The following is a 16,845-nucleotide window of genomic DNA, read 5'->3' as shown; positions in this document are numbered from 1 at the left end:
CACCGCGACTTATGACAAACTCGCTGCCATGCCCGACCGCAAGAGCTCCAGCCGACTCCCGATCCGGGCCCGACTCGCGCTACGGGCCGCCGCCACCGCCCGCTGGGCGTCGCAGAAGACGGGTCGTGGCAAGGGGTCGATGATCGGTGGCCTTGTCGCGCTGAAGATCGACCCCCAACTGCTCGGCACGCTGGCGCGGGACAAGCGGACCGTGATCATCACCGGGACCAACGGCAAGTCCACGACGACCCGCATGACGGCCGCCGCTCTCGCCCAACTCGGCGACGTCGCGAGCCAGGCGGACGGCGCCAACATGGACGCCGGGATCGTCGCCGCGCTCTCGCTGAATCGTCCGGCACGGATCGCCGCGCTCGAGGTCGACGAACTGCACGTTCCCCACGTCGCGGACGCCACCGACCCGCAGGCGTTCGTGCTGCTGAATCTCTCGCGCGATCAGCTCGATCGGGTCGGCGAGATCAACATGATCGAACGTCGGCTGCGCGAAGGCATCAACAAGCATCCACAGGCCGCAGTCATCGCCAACTGCGACGATGTGCTCATCACCTCCGCCGCCTACGATGCCCCGAATGCGATCTGGGTGGCCGCCGGCGCCGGCTGGGCGGGCGACTCGGTCAGTTGCCCAAGGTCGGGGGAACCGATCCTGCGCGACGGAGACCACTGGTACTCCACCGGAGCCGACTTCCAACGGCCGAAGCCTGCGTGGTGGTTCGACGATACCCACGTCTACGGCCCCGACGGGTTCAGTCACCCGATGGAGCTCGCAGTTCCAGGTAAAGCCAACCGCGGCAACGCAACCCAGGCGATAGCCGCCGCGGTCGCAATGGGTGCCGATCCGGCGAAGGCCACCATCGCGGTAGGCACCGTCGGCGAGGTCGCCGGTCGCTACAGCGTTCAGCAGGTCGGCCAACACCGGGTCCGCATGCTGCTCGCCAAGAACCCCGCGGGCTGGCAAGAAGCCATGGCGATGATCGACCAGGACGCCGACGGCCTGGTGATCGCCGTGAACGGGCAGGTCCCCGACGGGGAGGATCTCTCGTGGCTGTGGGACGTCCGGTTCGAGGCCTTCGAGAGCATGCAGGTCGTCGCAGCCGGGGAACGTGCCACCGACCTCGGTGTGCGCCTGTTGTACGCGGGCGCCGAACACACCACCATCGCCGACCCGATGGCTGCCATCGCCTCGTGTCCGCCGGGCCGCGTCGAGGTGCTGGCGAACTACACGGCCTTCCGCGACCTGGGTACCGCGTTGGCCCGCGCGCAGAAAGGGGTCTGACCGATGGCCGAATCGACGCTCCGCATCGGACTCGTCCTGCCCGACGTCATGGGAACCTACGGCGACGGCGGCAACGCGCTCGTCCTGCGCCAGCGCGCACGCATGCGCGGTATCGACGCCGAGATCATCTCGATCAACCTGACCGACCCCGTGCCGGAGTCCCTCGACGTCTACACCCTCGGCGGGGCCGAGGACTACGCCCAGCGCCTGGCCACCCGGCACCTGACCCGCTACCCGGGACTTCAGCGCGCTGCCGAGGCAGGCAGGCCCGTACTCGCGATCTGCGCCGCGATCCAGGTACTCGGCCACTGGTACGAGACGTCTGCCGGCGAACGGGTCGCGGGGATCTCGATGTTCGACCTGACCACCGTCCCCCAGGACAAACGCAGCATCGGCGAACTGATCACCGAACCGGCATTGGACTCCGGTCTCACCAAACCGCTGACCGGCTTCGAAAATCACCGGGGCGGAACCACGCTGGGTTCCGACGCGCGACCGTTGGCGCGGGTCAAGCACGGCGTCGGCAACGGTGCCGGCGAGAAGATCGAAGGCGCGATTCAGGGCTCGGTGATCGGCACCTACCTGCACGGTCCCGCACTGGCCCGCAACCCCGAACTGGCCGACCTGTTGCTGTCGCGTGCACTGGGGGTCGACGAGCTGGATGCTCTGCCACTTCCCGAAATCGAGCTGCTGCGGCGTGAGCGATTGGCCGCCGGGAGGCGTGGCTGAGCGACCATGACCAGTCCTGCGCCGACGAACCCCCAACCGACCAGGCGCCGCGCCACCCCCACGGCGCCGGTCGTGTTCGCGCTCGGCCTGATCGTACTGGCCGTGGTGGTCACTGCCACCTGGGCGATCACCTGGTCCGTCGCGGGGAACGACGCCTCCGCCCAACCCGCTGCCGGCGAACAGACTGATGCCGAGCAGGTTCCAGGAGTGGACGTCGCAGTCGAGACCGTCCGCGCCACGGCGGAGTCGCTGTACAACTTCACCCCGGACACCGTCGAGGCGACGATCAAGACGGCGCAGGCAACGCTGTGTGGCGAAGCCCTCGAGCAGTGGAACGAGACCGCTCGGACTCTGCCCGACATCGTCTACGGCACCGGCCGCAGCGTCACCACCAGCAACGCGCACTACGGGGTGGTGCGCGAGGACGAGGTGAGCACCACAGTCCTCGCGGTGTTCGATCTCGCGGCCAGTGAGGACAACACGGCTCCGCCTCCGCCCGAACCGACCGCAATCGAGTTCACCGTCGACCGCAGCGCCGTCCCGGCGTGCATCACCACGATGAAGGTTCTGTAGATGGCCGTGTCTCCGCCGCCGACCAGGCCACGTCCATCCCGGCGACGAATCATCGTGCTGCTGTCCGTGCTTGTCGGGATCGCGGTCGTCATCGCGCTCACCGCCATGATCGCCGCGCTCACGGTCCCTGATGATGACGGCGGAAACGACCAGGCTGCTGCTGCCGCGACCCCAGTCATCACCGACCAGCAGGCGATCGATATCGCGAACACCCTCACCCGCAGCATGTTCGAGATCACCCCAGCGACCGCCGATGCCCAGATCGCCACGTTCAAGGCGAACGCCTGCGGTGATCTCGCGAAGGACGGGCTGCCCAACCTGGTGTCGTTCACTGACGAACTCAAGAGCCAAGACCGCAGTGCAGCAGTGACATTTCAGTCCGTCGCGGTCGTGCCGCATGCACCGCAGGCACCCGTGGTCCAGGCAATCGTCGCGTCCACGTGGCAGTCGGGGGACGCCCTCAACAAAACCCGTGTGGTCTACGACGTGATCGTCCAGAATGGTAAGACCTGCGTCACCAGGGCGCAGTTCCTCTAGTCGACGTACCGAGGTGACCCGCTGTGAGACTGCATCGGGATCATGGAGAACGAACCTTCCGGAACCGCGATGACGCAGGGCGCGAGCTGGCACGATTGCTGACGCGCCGGCATTCCGAACTGGTGCGGAACCCTGATGTCGTCGTGTTGGGTCTTGCACGCGGCGGCGTCCCCGTCGCGGCGCAGATCGCGACCGCCCTGCGCGCTCCTCTGGACGCCTTCGTCATCCGCAAGCTCGGAGTCCCCCGGCGAGAAGAACTCGCCTTCGGTGCGGTGGCATCGGGTGGCGAGCCGTTGATCAGCGATCGCACTGTTCGCGACTTCGGGGTGACCGCGGACGACGTGGACGCGGTCATCGCGAGGGAGCGCGCCGAACTGCTCCGCCGCGAGTCCGTCTACCGCCAGGGCAGACCCCCGACTCCGGTTGATAACCGGATCGTGGTTCTGGTGGACGACGGGCTGGCGACCGGATCGAGCATGCGGGTGGCGGTCGAGAGCATCCGCCGGCGCCACCCTCAGCAGATCGTCGTCGCGGTGGGTACGGGACCGCCCGGGATCGATATCCGAGAAGCGGACGAGATCGTCTGCGCCACTATCCCGTCCGACTTCTGGGCCGTCGGTCAGTCGTACCGAGACTTCGCCCAGGTGACCGATGCCGAGGTTCAGAACCTACTCACGACGGAGTAGCCGCCCTCCGCCCACCCGTTTTCGCACCACCCACCCGAAATTTCAGGTGGTAGACGCAAATTCGGGTGGAGGAGCGCCTCCGTACACCTACCCGATCACTCCGCGCTGGAAGAGCCCCGCGATCTCGTCGGCGCCGAGACCGAGCACCTCGGCCACCACCTGTGCAGAATCCTGACCCACGACTGGTGCAGGGGTCGCCGCCACATGCCTGCGGTCGAATCGCGCCGGGTGACCCGCAGCGAGGTACTGCCCGATACGCGGTTGATCAAGAGTAGAGAACAGCGGATTCGCCTCCAGCGCATCGGATTCGACCACGTCGGTGAACGATCGGTACTGCTCGAAGAGCACAGACGTCTTTCGCAGCGCGTCATGCACTTCCGCAGCGGTGTGCGTGCGGAACCACCGAGCGAAGAGCGCCGTGAGCGCGTCACGGTATTCATACCGCTCGCCTTCGCTGCGGAAATCGGTGTCGAGCGCGGCCTCGAGGGCGTCGACCGCGGCCGCCGCCTCCGTGAGTTCCACCAGATCCCGAAAGTGCCGGCTGGTCAGGGCCACGATCATGAAACGTGCGTGATCCGCTGTCACGAAGTCGGTTCCGTAGGTCCCGTAGATTGCGTTGCCGGTCGCCTGTCGTTGCCTGCCGTTGATCATCACCTCGGTCAGATACCCGAGCGTTCCAGCCGTTGCGAGGGCGACATCCTCGAGTGGCAGCGTGATCTGCGACCCTGCGCCGGTGTGATCGCGATGGCGCACCGCGGCCAGCAGCGCGGTGGAGGCATGAAGCCCGCAAGCGATATCCCAGGCGGGCAGCACATGGTTGACCACCCCGCCGCCGCCCGAACCGGTGACCTGCGGAAAACCCAACCCCGCGTTGACGGTGTAGTCGACTCCCGCTGTGCCGTCGCGCTTTCCGAGTATCTCGAGCGTGATGACATCGTTCCTCAGAGCAGACAGCGCCTCATGGCTCATCCAGTCGCGCCCTCCGGCATTGGTGACGAAGATGCCACCACCGGGCCCGGGCGCCGTGGCCAACTGTTGAATGAGCTTGTGTGACTCCGGATTACGGAAATCGCAGGAAATCGATCGTTTTCCTCGGTTCAATCCGGTCCAATAGATCGATTCACCGTCGGCGGTCACGGGCCACCGGCGGTAATCCGAAGCGCCGCCGATCGGATCAACGCGAATGACCTCGGCACCGAGTTGCGACAACGTCAAACCGCACAGTGGTGAGGCGACGAAACTCGACACCTCCACGATCCGCAGGCCGTCCAGCGGGCCGGCGCCCTTGCCGGAGTCCATCTAGAGAGTCGCTTGCCGTAGAACGGAATCGGGGACGACGTCGCAATGCGCGCGGGTATTGTCGACCGCGAACCATCCCCGCTCGAAGTCTTGCCAGCGCCGCAGGTTGGCACGCTCGGCCTCGCCGTCGCGTGCGACACCTCGCTCGAGTCGCTCGGCCTCGGTCCCACCGTCCAGCCACAGCGCGTGACGCAGTTGTGGACGTACGGGCGCCCGCGCGCTGGAGACTCCTTCGATGATGAGCAAGGGTTCCCAGCGCAACCAGACGCGGGGGCCGGGTTCGGCAGTGCCGTCCCGCCAGACCCGTGGGTGAAAGCGGAAGTCGTGGCCACGCCAGTACGACCGGAGCACCTCTTCGTCGAGTTCGGGCCACCACCCGACCGGGTCGTCCCACGTGGCGAAGTCGTCGGTGCGGATCAACACCACCGGCGTGCCGAGGTCGTTCAGCGTCCGCACGAGCGCGTCCGCGAGTGTCGACTTCCCGGCACCCGAGGGTCCGTCGATGGCGACGATTCCCGACTTCAGTTGCCGGGCAAAGATGTCGATCCACGAATCGTCGGTCACACCGGCCTCAGGTGAGTATCCGGCGGCCCGACAGCGCCCGGCCGAGCGTCAACTCGTCGGCGAACTCCAGGTCACCGCCCATCGGCAGGCCCGACGCCAACCGGGTCACGGACAATCCGGGAAAGTCCTTGAGCATGCGTTGCAGGTACGTCGCCGTCGCCTCACCCTCGGTGTTCGGGTCGGTGGCGACGATGATCTCGCTCACGTCGACGCCGTCTTCCTGATTTGCCAAGCGCCGCAACAACTCCCGGATCCGCAGCTGGTCCGGTCCGATGCCCCCGAGGGGGTCGAGGGCGCCACCGAGTACGTGATACCGACCGGTGAATTCTTTTGTGCGTTCGATTGCCTGCACGTCTTTGGGTTCTTCGACCACGCAGATCTTGCTGGCATCGCGCCGGGCATCCCGACAGATCCGGCACCGCACCTGAGCCGAGACGTTGCCGCACACCTCGCAGAAGACGACGTCGTCGCGCACGTGCACCAACGCCGCTGTCAGCCGGTTGATGTCGGCGGCGGGCGCGGACAGCAAATGGAACGCAATCCGCTGCGCACCCTTCGGACCGAGCCCTGGCAACTTGGCCATCTCGTCGATCAGATCCTGGATCGGTCCTTCGTACACGGAAGAATCATCCGCCCAGGCCCGGGAAACCGCCGCCCAGGCCGCCGGCGAGTGGACCCATCTTCTGCTGGGTCAGTGCATCGCGTTTGGTGTTCAGATCAGCAAGCGCACCGACGATCAGGTCCTGCAAGGTCTCGACGTCATCTGCATCGACCACCTTGGGATCGATCGCGACCGCGGTCACCTCGCCGGTGCCGTTGCCGGTCACGCTGACAAGGCCGCCACCTGCGGTGCCCGTGACCTCTGCCGCTGCCATCTCAGCCTGCGCCGCCAGCAACTGCTGCTGCATCTGCTGAGCTTGCTGCAGAAGTCCGGCCATCGGGTTGTCTGGTTCCACTGCGTCCTCTTCACTCTCGGCGTTCGTGTTGTTGCAGGCGCATCATTCTCTCGAGATGAGCGGCAATGCTGTCGATGGTATCGCCGCCGGATGGCTCCACCTCGAAGTGCAGTCGCGCGTTGCCTCCGAACATCGCCGCAGCCTTGGCCGACAGGGCGAACCCGAACCCGTCACCGGTGCGCTGCCAGGCGAGGACACCCTGCTCCACGGGTGGACCGACACCCGCGCTGATCTGGTACGAGCCCGGGGTCGCGGGCAGGTCACACTGAATCTGGAAGCAGTCCCCGGTCTCGTCGTCCAGGAAGACGACCACCTCGCAGCGCAGGTCTTCGTAGTGGTCGTAGGAGACGACAATCGCCATGGGGCTACCTCCCGGGGTCGATGCAGTTCAGCCGAGTGAACGGCCGCTGACGAACCGCCTGCGCGCGCCGGACAACGGATCGTCGAACTCCACAGCGTAGGCCAGCAGCTGCAGTGGCTCTGAGAAGTCGCCGTGATCGGGCGCGGCCGCGACGTCGGGTCGCACCTGGGGGTACAGCGGGTCTCCGTCGATCGGAACACCGAGTTCGGACATGTGCAGACGCAGTTGGTGGGTGCGTCCGGTCTGCGGCAGCAAACGGTAGATCCCGCGGTCACCGGACGTGTCGACCAGGTCGATCGTCGAGATGGCGTTCTCGGGACCGGGCTCGAGCCGGGCGCGCAGGTCACCGGCGTCTTTCATGATCCGGTTGCGCACGGTGATCGGGAGGTCGAGACCTTCGGCGATGGGTGCGCGGGCCCGATATTCCTTGCTGACCAGGCGATCGGCGAACAGCTGTTGGTACGGGGCCCGGGCCTGGGGTCGGGCGCTGAACATCAGCACCCCAGCCGTGAGGCGGTCCAGCCGGTGCACAGGGCTGAGCGCCGGGTTGTCCAAGAGCCTGCGCAGGCGCACCAGCGCTGTCTGCACCACGTGCGCTCCACGCGGCATCGTCGCGAGGAAGTGGGGCTTGTCGACGACGACGAGGTCGTCATCGGCGTGGAGGATGTCGAGTTCGAAAGGGATCTCGGTCTCGGTCGGAAGGTCGCGATAGAAATAGATCGGACGTCCCGGTGTCGCGGGCGCAGACAGGTCGACTCGTTCGCCGCTCACGTCCAGCACCTGACCGAGCTCGGCACGGGCGGTGAGTTCAGCTGCCGTCAGTCCTACGCACGCCGGTGCCGCGAGCATCGCATCACAAACAGTGCCCTCATCGCTACGCAGCACGACCCGGGTCGCATCGACCCCGTCGCGCAGCGGCAAGGGCGCCGGTCTGCGGTTCCTCACCGAACCGGCCTGTCCCTCGCGACAGACTCAGCCGCGTTCGACGTGGGACTTCAGGTTGCCGAGCAGCTCGGCCTGGATCTTGGCAAGCCCCTTGGGCGCGAACGTCTTCTCGAAGAAGCCGCCGATCCCGCCTGCGCCCTGCCAGGTGGTGACGGTCGTGACCTTGGCGCCTGACCCGGCCGGCTGCACCTGGTAGGTGGTGATCATCGACGAGTTGGCGTCGGTCTCGGTGATGGTCGAGCCGACCAGATCCACCGAAGCCTGCACGTTCCTGGAGCGCTTCTTCGTTGCCTGCAGCGTCCATGTGGCGACGGTGCCTGCGCCGACGCCGCCCTCGAGGACCGCGTAGTCGAGGTACTGACCGGGCAGGATGTTCGGGCGCACGGTCTGGTAGTCGGACAGGGCGACGAGGACCTGCTCGGGTGCGGCATTGATGTCGATCGACTGGGATGCGGTTACCTGTGCCACGAAGAAATCACCTTCCGGGTTGCGAGCAATTCACCCCAGAGCCTGCCAGAACACGCCCGACCGGCTCCCGGGCGGTCCACAAACGGACATATGCGGCGCGGTCCCGCAACGAAGTGGCAAGTACTGGACAGTAGTCCTAGGCTCTTACCTGTGCCGAAGGTAAGAGGGGTCGAATCAGGTCGCGACGTGTTCGATCAGGGTGTGGCGAAACTGCTGGCCAGCTACCGGGCGATCCCTGCCGAAGGCCGGGTTCGCCTGGCCAAGAAAACCTCGAATCTGTTCCGCAAACGCGCCAAGAACCCGTTTCCCGGCCTCGACGTATCGGGTCTCGATCGAGTGATCTCGGTCGACACCGAAGCCCGGACGGCCGACGTCGCCGGCATGTGCACCTACGAGGAACTGGTGGCGACCACCCTCACGGACGGGCTCGCCCCGAAAGTGGTGCCGCAGCTCAAGACGATCACCCTGGGTGGCGCGGTGACCGGCCTCGGGATCGAGTCCACCTCATTCCGCAACGGGCTGCCGCACGAATCAGTCCTCGAGATCGACATCCTCACCGGCGCCGGCGAGATCGTCACCACCTCGGCGACGAGCGAGAACTCCGACCTCTTCTTCGGTTTCGCCAATTCGTACGGCACCCTGGGTTACTCCACGAGACTCAAGATCGAACTCGAGGAGGTCGCACCGTTTGTCGAGCTCCGCCACGTCCGGTTCTCCGATCTACAGACTCTGCAAGAGACCATGAACCAGATCGTCGACGACCGGCATTTTCAGGGTGAACGGGTCGATTACCTTGACGGCGTTGTTTTCTCGGCAACGGAGAGTTACCTCGTCCTCGGTCGGCAGAGCGCCGATGCAGGTCCGGTCAGCGACTACACAGGCGACCAGATCTTCTACCGCTCCATTCAGCACGGCGCCGATTCGACTCCACTGCGTGACCGGCTCACCATCGCCGACTACCTGTGGCGGTGGGACACGGATTGGTTCTGGTGCTCACGTGCGTTCGGTGCCCAGAATCCCCGGATCCGCCGATTCTGGCCAAAACAATTGCTGCGCAGCAGTTTCTACTGGAAGCTCATCGCGCTCGACCACCGATTCGACATCGGCGACAAGCTCAATGCCCGCAAGGGTGAACCGCCGGGCGAGCGGGTGGTCCAGGACATAGAGGTTCCCATCGAGCGGACCGCGGAGTTCACGGCCTGGTTCCTCGAGAACATCCCCATCGAGCCGATCTGGTTGTGCCCGCTGCGGCTCCGCGATCCGTCTCCGGCCGGCGCCGACTCGAATCGGCCGTGGCCGCTGTATCCCCTGGAACCGCACCGCACGTACGTCAACATCGGGTTCTGGTCAGCAGTGCCCAAGCGGGCAGACAAACCCGACGGGTACGCCAATCGGCAGATCGAGATCAAGGTGTCCGAACTCGACGGTCACAAATCTCTCTACTCCGAATCGTTCTACAGCGAAGAGGAGTTCGACGAACTCTACGGCGGCGAGCCCTACCGCCTACTGAAGAAACACTACGATCCCGGGTCGCGGCTCCTCGACCTCTACGCAAAGGCGGTGCAACGTCAGTGACCACATTCAAAGAAGGCGACCTCTCCCCCACGTCAGTGGTCGGCCCGAAGCTCAGCCTCGCCGAGGTCGTCGAGGCGGTCGCCGGCGGGGATCTCAAGGTGCGGGTGACGGCGTACGACGGTAGCTCCGCAGGCCCGGCCGACGCCGAATACGGCGTCGAGCTGGTGACCCCACGCGGATTGACCTATCTGGCAACAGCTCCCGGCGATCTCGGGCTGGCGCGTGCCTACATCTCGGGCGACCTCAAGTTGCACGGCGCCCACGGCGGCGACCCGTATGACGCGCTGAAGGCCCTGTCCGAGGACATCAGCTTCCATCGGCCTTCGGCACGTACGATGGCGCAGATCACCCGGTCGATCGGCCTCGAACACTTCAAGCCAATCGCACCGCCGCCGCAGGAACAGCTCCCCCGGTGGCGCCGCATCGCAGAAGGACTGCGGCACAGCAAAACCCGTGACGCCGAGGCCATCCACTACCACTACGACGTGTCGAACACGTTCTACGAGTACGTCCTCGGTTCGTCGATGACCTACACCTGCGCGTGCTACCCGAATCGCGAGGCCACGCTGGAAGAAGCGCAGGAGAACAAGTACCGGCTCATCTTCGAGAAGCTGAAGCTCAAGCCCGGCGACCGACTGCTCGACATCGGTTGCGGATGGGGTTCGATGGTCCGTTACGCTGCTCGCCGCGGAGTCCACGTGATCGGTGTGACCTTGTCTGCCGAGCAGGCCGAGTGGGCGCAGCAGGCGATCATCGATCAGGGCCTGGGCGAGTTCGCCGAAGTGCGGCACAGCGATTACCGCGACATCACCGAAACCGGGTTCGACGCCGTGTCGTCGATCGGCCTGACCGAGCACATCGGCATCCACAATTACCGCTCGTACTTCAAGTTCATCCGCGCGAAGTTGCGCGACGGCGGAATCTTGTTGAACCACTGCATCACTCGGCCAGACAACCGGAGCCGCGGCAAAGCCGGCCCGTTCATCGACCGCTATGTGTTCCCCGACGGGGAGCTCACGGGATCAGGCACCATCATCACCGCGATCCAAGACATCGGGGCGATGGAGGTGGTGCACGAGGAGAATCTTCGCGAGCACTACGCGATGACCCTGCGCGACTGGAACAGAAATCTGGTGGCGAACTGGGACGGGGCACTCGATGAAGTCGGTGAGGGTACGGCCCGCCTCTGGGGTCTGTACATGGCGGCATGCCGTCTGGGCTTCGACCGCAACATCATCCAGCTGCATCAGGTGCTCGCGGTCAAGCTCGACGACAAGGGTGGCAACGGCGACCTGCCGTTGCGCCCATGGTGGAACGCTTAGCCCCACAAACACAGCAGTTCCAGTCAAACCCACCTGTTGCAATGCAACAGGTGGGTTTGACTGTTTCGAGTGGGTTTGTGGACCAGGGACCTTGTCATGGACCATTCGTTCTACTACCGTGAGCCCAATTAGAACGATTGATCTATACCCACGGATGGAGCCCCGAACATGACCGAGACCGTGTCGCTGTCGACGCCACTGGTTCTGCCGTGCGGCCAGACCCTTCCGAACCGGATCATGAAGTCGGCACTGAGCGAGGGACTCGGCACAACGCGCCACGCGCCCGATGTCCGCCTCGAACGCTTGTATGCACGCTGGGGCGCCGGCGACTACGGGCTGATGGTCACCGGCAACGTGATGGTCGATCGACGGTATCTCGGTGAACCGGGCAACGTCGTCCTCGAGAACGACATCGACCTCGACGCATTCCAGCGCTGGGCCAAGACCGCTCAGGACGGCGGCTCCCCGATCTGGATGCAGCTCAACCACCCTGGTCGGCAGGCCAATCCGATCACCACCGACGGCCCGACCGTCGCCCCGTCGGCCGTCAAACTGGACATCCCAGGCATCCCCACTCCCCGCGAGCTGACCGACACCGAGATCCGCGACATCATCGAGCGGTTCGCCGTCTCGGCCGGTATCGCCGAGGTCGCCGGGTTCGATGGCGTCCAGATCCACGGCGCTCACGGCTATCTCATCTCCCAGTTCCTCTCACCCCTGGCCAACACGCGATCCGACCGCTGGGGTGGATCAACGGCGAACCGCGCACAGTTCGTGCTGGAGATCATCCGGCGGGTCCGCGAAGCCGTCGGCCCGGGCTTTGCCGTCGGCATCAAACTGAACTCAGCCGATTTCCAACGGGGCGGATTCTCGGAAGAGGAGTCACGCACGGTGGTCGAGATGATCGCCGCGGAGAGAATCGACCTCATCGAGATCAGCGGTGGCAGCTACGAATCACCGGCGATGATGGGCCGTCCGGCGGTGTCGGCGCGAACCCGTGCCCGCGAGGCCTACTTTCTCGACTACGCCGAGACGATTCGCGAAGTCGCGGCAGACGTACCCCTGGCCGTGACCGGAGGCTTCCGCACGCACACCGGCATGGCCGAAGCCATCGCCTCGGGTTCCTGCGACATAGTCGGTCTCGGACGCCCGACAGCCTTGGCCCCCAACGCGGCACAGTGCGTTCTGGCGGATACCTCGGCGACGCTGCCGACCACGCACCGATCCGTCCCGCTGCCGCGTCGCCTCACCGGCACCGCGCAGGTCAAGGCCCTTAACGGCGCCCTGGATCTGCAGTGGCACACCGATCAGTTGCATACGATGGGGGCCGGTGGCGACCCTGATCCCCATCGACCACTGTGGCGCACAGCGATCACCACCGTCCGACGCAACGGGATCGACGCGTTTCGTAGCCAGCGAGGGCACCTCGGCGCCTCAGACAAAAAGGCCGTTCGCAAGTTCCGGATCGAACGCGCCGTCGGCAGGTACGTCGCGAACCCGATGGTGGCCTCACTGACGCGGATCGGCATCACCACCAGCTTCGCAACCGAACTCGAGACAATCGGACGCCGGACAGGCCGGCGGCGAACCGTGCCCGTCTCGGCGGCGTTCGACGAGACCGGCGCCTGGGTGATCAGCCAGCACGGCACGCGGTCGGGCTGGGCGAACAACATCAACGCCAATCAGGCGGTGCGCATCAAGCAGGGACGACAATGGCGAAGCGGCACAGCCGAATTCGTTCACGACGATGACGTCGCCAAGCGGGTACGGACCTTCGCGCCCAATCCGGTGTTCGCCTCACTGACCGCAGCCTCGTTCCGGGCCCTGCAGAGCGATCCGGTCTCGGTGCGCATCTCTTTCACCGGCGGGCAGTAGGACTACACAAACACATCGTCCAGTCATAGGCACACGCTGCAACGTGTGCCTATGACTGCACCGTGTGCTTTTGTCGGAAGGGCTAGAGCAGCGGCTTCGCGCCCAACTCGGTCGCCAGCAGCGCGATGGCGATCTGTTCGGGGTCCTGCCGCGGGTCCGGCTTGGAATCGCGTGCGGTGGCGATCATCTCGTCTCGCTCGTCGTCGGTGAGGTCTTCATCGCTGACGGGTTCGGGTTCCGGCGGAAGAGGTTCCGGTTCAGGCTCCGGTTCGGGCGGCTCGCTGTCTCCGGCATTCGAGGCGGCACCGCCACCACCCCGGCTGGGACGAACGTAGGGCTGCTTCGCCTCGGGTTTGCGGGCCTTGGTGGGAGTCGCAGCAGCCGGCTTGGGTTCGGCGGGCAGCGACGACGCGGAATGCACCGACACCTGCCACGTTCCACCGAACACATAGTGGAGCGCCGAGGTGATGACGTCGACCGCGTGCTTCGAACTCAAACGCTCGACCAGTGGCGCTGATTCATGACTCAGGATCAGAGTGTTGCCGTCGACACCGCGGACCGACGCTCCCGACAACATCACCTCGGTGACCTTGTTGGCGGTCCGGACCGCAGTGCGGACCTCCTGCCACTTCGCCTGCACCGCGGCCAGATCCGGGCCGGCTGCGGCAGGGGGCGCCGGAGCCGCGGCGACAGGCTCCCGATCGGGTTCGAGTGCCGGCTCCGGTTCGTCATCCGGTTCCGGCGGCAGCGGGATATCGGGTTCCGATGCCGGGACGGGCTCCGGGGTGGGTTCGGGGGTTGGCTCGGGTTCGGGGGTTGGCTCGGGTTCTGGGGTGGTCTCGGGTTCTGGAGCAGGTTCCGGTTCAGGCGTCGGTACCGGTTTCGGGGTGGGCGCCGGCGCAGGGGTCGACACCGGTTCAGGGGTAGGCGCAGGCGACGGGACCGGTTCGGTCTCGGATGCCTGAGCCTTGTCCTCGTGCGGCTTGTCCTCTTGGGGCTTGCGCTGGGAGGGGCGGACGAACTTTGCGGCTGGATCGTCCGCGGGCGCAGGTGCAGGAGCCGATGTCCGGAGGGGAGCGGGAGCTCCCGCCTTCGCCACCCCTGCCGACGGTATCGGCGCGCCACCGGCCAACTGCGCCTCGATGCGCTCAATACGTTGCAGCACCGCAGATTCCGAGTCGGACGCCGCGGGCAGCAGCATGCGGGCGCACATCACCTCGAGCAACAGTCTCGGTGAGGTGGTGCCCCGCATCTCTCCGAGCGCTGCGTGCACGGTCTCGGCGAACCGGGCCAGCGTGCCGGGGGCAAGTTTGGCGACCTGAGCGGTCATTCTCTCGACCTGGTCGTCAGGAGCCTCCACCAGCCCGCGCTCTGCGGCATCGGGGACTGCCTCCATCAAGATCAGATCGCGCAGTCGCTCGAGAAGGTCGACTGCGAAGCGTCGGGGATCGTGGCCTGCGTCGACCACCGATTCGACCGTGCCGAACAGCACGGCACCGTCGTGGTCGGCGAGCGCATTGACCGCATTGTCGATCAGCGCGACATCGGTGACACCCAGGAGCATGAGGGCGCGCTGGTAGGTGACACCCTCCGGTCCTGCTCCGGCGAGCAGCTGATCGAGCACGCTGAGCGAGTCACGGGGCGAACCGCCGCCCGCCCTGATGACCAACGGGAAGACCGTCGGCTCGACCTTGACCTGTTCGCTGGCACAGATGTTTTCGAGGAGACCCCGCATCACCGTCGGTGCGAGCAGCCGGAAGGGATAGTGGTGGGTCCGCGAGCGGATTGTCGCGAGCACCTTCTCCGGTTCTGTGGTCGCGAACACGAAGATGAGATGCTCGGGCGGCTCTTCGACGATCTTGAGGAGCGCGTTGAATCCGGCGGGGCTGACCATGTGGGCCTCATCGATGATGAAGACCCGGTACCGAGACTCTGCCGGCGCGTAGAAGGCCTGGTCCCGTAGTTCGCGAGTGTCGTCGACACCACCGTGGCTCGCGGCGTCGAGCTCGATCACGTCCATGTTGCCCGGGCCGCCCGGTGCCAGCGCGATGCAGGACGAGCACACCCCGCAGGGCGTCGAGGTCGGGCCCTGCTCGCAGTTGAGTGAACGCGCAAGGATGCGGGCCGACGATGTCTTGCCGCAACCACGCGGTCCGGAAAACAGGTACGCGTGATTGATGCGTCCCGAATCCAGCGCACGTCCCAGCGGCTCGGTGACATGCTCCTGTCCGACGACCTCGGCAAACGTCGCAGGGCGATAAGTCCGGTAAAGAGCCACGCTGCGAGACTACCGGCGGGCTGTGACGTCCGCGGCGTCAGGCAGAAGCCGGGACGTGATCGCCCGCGGCACGCCTGCGCCATTGCCTCACTTCGCCGGGTCCCCACACGATCAACGCGCTGACGGCGCTCACGCCGAACACCCAGAGATACGGCTCGGCCGAGAACCAGCGCAGCCAATCCGGGAACGGCGTCATGAACATACCGGTGCCATAGAACGGCTTCATGCCCAACGCTCCCCCAGGTAGATGGTTGCGCCATACGAACACGGTGGCGAACAGAGCAGGCGCCGCGAGCAGCGCCCATCCGGCCGCAGTCCGGCTCCCCCTGCGCCAGGCCGCGATGGGCAGGTGCACCGCGATCACCAGCAGGGGGACGAACCACACCCAGTGGTGCCCCCAGGTGAAGGGTGACACCGCGGTGGTCGTCATCCCGGTCAGGCACAGGGCCAGCAGTTCCTGGCCGTGCCGGTACGCCAGGTAGGCCGCAGACAGACCCAGCACGACAGCGACCGCGGACAGCAACAGCCACAGCGCGTCACTCGGCGTCGTCGTATGGAACACGGTGGCCAACGCACCTTTGATGGACTGGTTGCTCGGGGCGTCGGTCGGACCCACCCGGCCCGAGTTGATCACCCGGTCGGTCCAGTAGTTCCACGACTGCCGCGGGGTCACCAATGCGCCGATCACCACGGTCACCGCAAAGGTGGCGATCGCCACCACCACCGCCCGCCAGCGGCGCGTGATGGCGAGGTAGAGGACGAAGAAGCCGGGGGTCAGTTTGATACCGGCCGCGAGCCCGACCCCGATTCCCTTGAGCCGACTGCCATCTGGACGTAGCAGATCGGCGAGCACGATGGCCATCAGGAACACGTTGATCTGGCCGTACCAGATCGTCGTTCGCACCGGCTCCATCAGCGTCGAGATGCACACGATCGCCCCGGCCACCGCCAGCAGTCGCCAGTCGACGCGGTAACCCAGGCTCCGGAACGAGGCGACGACCACCCAATAGAGCGTCACGAAGATCGCTGCGCTCCACAACTTCACGGCCATGCCGACGCTCACCCAGGTGGTGGGCTGGAACACGATCGTCGAGAACGGCGTGTAGGTGTAGAGGAGACCGTTCCTGAGCATCGGGACGTCGTAGAGCGGCCTGCCGTCGGCGAGATGTTCGGCACCCGCGCGGTAGACGTCGAGATCGACCTGGTTCTTGAAGAGTCCGAAATGTCGGGTGTCGAGAGGAATGAACTTCACCTGCACGTACAGCGCGATCAGCGCACCGACCACGAACGCCGCCAACACCAGTGGGCTACTCGGGAATCGCGCGCGATCCACCGTCCGCCTACCGCCGGTCCCCACCTGGTCTGTAACCACGCCTGAACTCCTCA

At 65.8% G+C, this 16,845-nt stretch carries 17 protein-coding genes; 8 read left to right on the top strand and 9 right to left on the bottom strand.

Annotated features, from left to right (window positions below; genetic code table 11):
* Positions 1-28 precede the first annotated feature (28 nt).
* From J3S28_RS16070 to J3S28_RS16050, 5 genes are read left to right on the top strand one after another with little or no spacing between them, the layout of a single operon-like run.
* Positions 29-1,291 carry a Mur ligase family protein gene (locus J3S28_RS16070; protein WP_207841824.1) on the top strand — a complete coding sequence of 421 codons (1,263 nt, stop codon included), beginning with the start codon at positions 29-31 and terminating at the stop codon, positions 1,289-1,291.
* Positions 1,292-1,294: 3 nt separating this feature from the next.
* Positions 1,295-2,020, top strand: coding sequence for a type 1 glutamine amidotransferase (locus tag J3S28_RS16065; RefSeq protein WP_207841720.1), 726 nt, complete (start codon positions 1,295-1,297; stop codon positions 2,018-2,020).
* Between the two features lie 6 nt (positions 2,021-2,026).
* Entirely contained in the window at positions 2,027-2,593 is a 567-nt protein-coding gene (locus tag J3S28_RS16060) for a hypothetical protein (RefSeq protein ID WP_207841719.1), read from the top strand.
* Complete coding sequence (locus tag J3S28_RS16055) at positions 2,594-3,130, top strand: hypothetical protein (protein ID WP_207841718.1); 537 nt, start codon at positions 2,594-2,596, stop codon at positions 3,128-3,130.
* A 23-nt stretch (positions 3,131-3,153) separates the two neighbouring features.
* Positions 3,154-3,816, top strand: coding sequence for a phosphoribosyltransferase (locus tag J3S28_RS16050; RefSeq protein WP_207841717.1), 663 nt, complete (start codon positions 3,154-3,156; stop codon positions 3,814-3,816).
* An 87-nt stretch (positions 3,817-3,903) separates the two neighbouring features.
* Here the strand turns inward: J3S28_RS16050 and J3S28_RS16045 are convergent, their stop codons facing one another.
* The 7 genes from J3S28_RS16045 to J3S28_RS16015 are packed head-to-tail and all read right to left on the bottom strand — an operon-like array spanning position 3,904 to position 8,409.
* On the bottom strand, positions 3,904-5,115 hold the full coding sequence (locus J3S28_RS16045; RefSeq protein ID WP_207841716.1) for a CoA transferase: 1,212 nt from the start codon (positions 5,113-5,115) through the stop codon (positions 3,904-3,906).
* Positions 5,116-5,679: a uridine kinase family protein gene (locus J3S28_RS16040; protein WP_307797182.1), complete on the bottom strand. Its 564-nt coding sequence runs from the start codon at positions 5,677-5,679 to the stop codon at positions 5,116-5,118.
* A gap of 7 nt (positions 5,680-5,686) precedes the next feature.
* Positions 5,687-6,298 (bottom strand): recombination mediator RecR, encoded by a 612-nt coding sequence (recR, locus tag J3S28_RS16035; protein WP_084835981.1) that lies wholly within the window; start codon positions 6,296-6,298, stop codon positions 5,687-5,689.
* A 7-nt stretch (positions 6,299-6,305) separates the two neighbouring features.
* On the bottom strand, positions 6,306-6,617 hold the full coding sequence (locus tag J3S28_RS16030; protein WP_084836058.1) for a YbaB/EbfC family nucleoid-associated protein: 312 nt from the start codon (positions 6,615-6,617) through the stop codon (positions 6,306-6,308).
* A 28-nt stretch (positions 6,618-6,645) separates the two neighbouring features.
* Positions 6,646-6,996: a hypothetical protein gene (locus J3S28_RS16025; RefSeq protein WP_207841715.1), complete on the bottom strand. Its 351-nt coding sequence runs from the start codon at positions 6,994-6,996 to the stop codon at positions 6,646-6,648.
* A 27-nt stretch (positions 6,997-7,023) separates the two neighbouring features.
* Positions 7,024-7,941: a pseudouridine synthase gene (locus J3S28_RS16020; protein WP_307797181.1), complete on the bottom strand. Its 918-nt coding sequence runs from the start codon at positions 7,939-7,941 to the stop codon at positions 7,024-7,026.
* Between the two features lie 27 nt (positions 7,942-7,968).
* Entirely contained in the window at positions 7,969-8,409 is a 441-nt protein-coding gene (locus tag J3S28_RS16015; protein ID WP_207841714.1) for an SRPBCC family protein, read from the bottom strand.
* A gap of 150 nt (positions 8,410-8,559) precedes the next feature.
* Here J3S28_RS16015 and J3S28_RS16010 point away from each other — a divergent pair, with 150 nt between their 5' ends.
* The 3 genes from J3S28_RS16010 to J3S28_RS16000 all read left to right on the top strand — a co-directional run bounded on the left by J3S28_RS16010 (position 8,560) and on the right by J3S28_RS16000 (position 13,181).
* The gene (locus J3S28_RS16010; RefSeq protein ID WP_307797180.1) at positions 8,560-9,984 is read left to right on the top strand and encodes an FAD-binding protein; all 1,425 of its coding nucleotides are present in this window, start codon (positions 8,560-8,562) and stop codon (positions 9,982-9,984) included.
* Positions 9,981-11,306 (top strand): class I SAM-dependent methyltransferase, encoded by a 1,326-nt coding sequence (locus J3S28_RS16005; protein ID WP_207841712.1) that lies wholly within the window; start codon positions 9,981-9,983, stop codon positions 11,304-11,306. Before J3S28_RS16010 ends, J3S28_RS16005 begins: the two co-directional genes overlap by 4 nt.
* 168 nt (positions 11,307-11,474) lie before the next feature.
* Entirely contained in the window at positions 11,475-13,181 is a 1,707-nt protein-coding gene (locus J3S28_RS16000; RefSeq protein ID WP_207841711.1) for a nitroreductase family deazaflavin-dependent oxidoreductase, read from the top strand.
* Between the two features lie 82 nt (positions 13,182-13,263).
* Here J3S28_RS16000 and J3S28_RS15995 read toward each other — a convergent pair whose 3' ends face one another.
* Together J3S28_RS15995 and J3S28_RS15990 are read right to left on the bottom strand one after the other, a co-directional pair.
* Positions 13,264-15,459, bottom strand: coding sequence for a DNA polymerase III subunit gamma and tau (locus J3S28_RS15995; RefSeq protein ID WP_207841710.1), 2,196 nt, complete (start codon positions 15,457-15,459; stop codon positions 13,264-13,266).
* Positions 15,460-15,496: 37 nt separating this feature from the next.
* Positions 15,497-16,831 (bottom strand): glycosyltransferase 87 family protein, encoded by a 1,335-nt coding sequence (locus J3S28_RS15990; protein WP_307797178.1) that lies wholly within the window; start codon positions 16,829-16,831, stop codon positions 15,497-15,499.
* Between the last annotated feature and the right edge of the window lie 14 nt (positions 16,832-16,845).

This window comes from Williamsia soli (genome assembly GCF_017377795.1).
Classification (GTDB): Bacteria; Actinomycetota; Actinomycetes; order Mycobacteriales; family Mycobacteriaceae; genus Williamsia; species Williamsia soli.
This window is presented reverse-complemented; position numbering and strand designations above follow the sequence as displayed.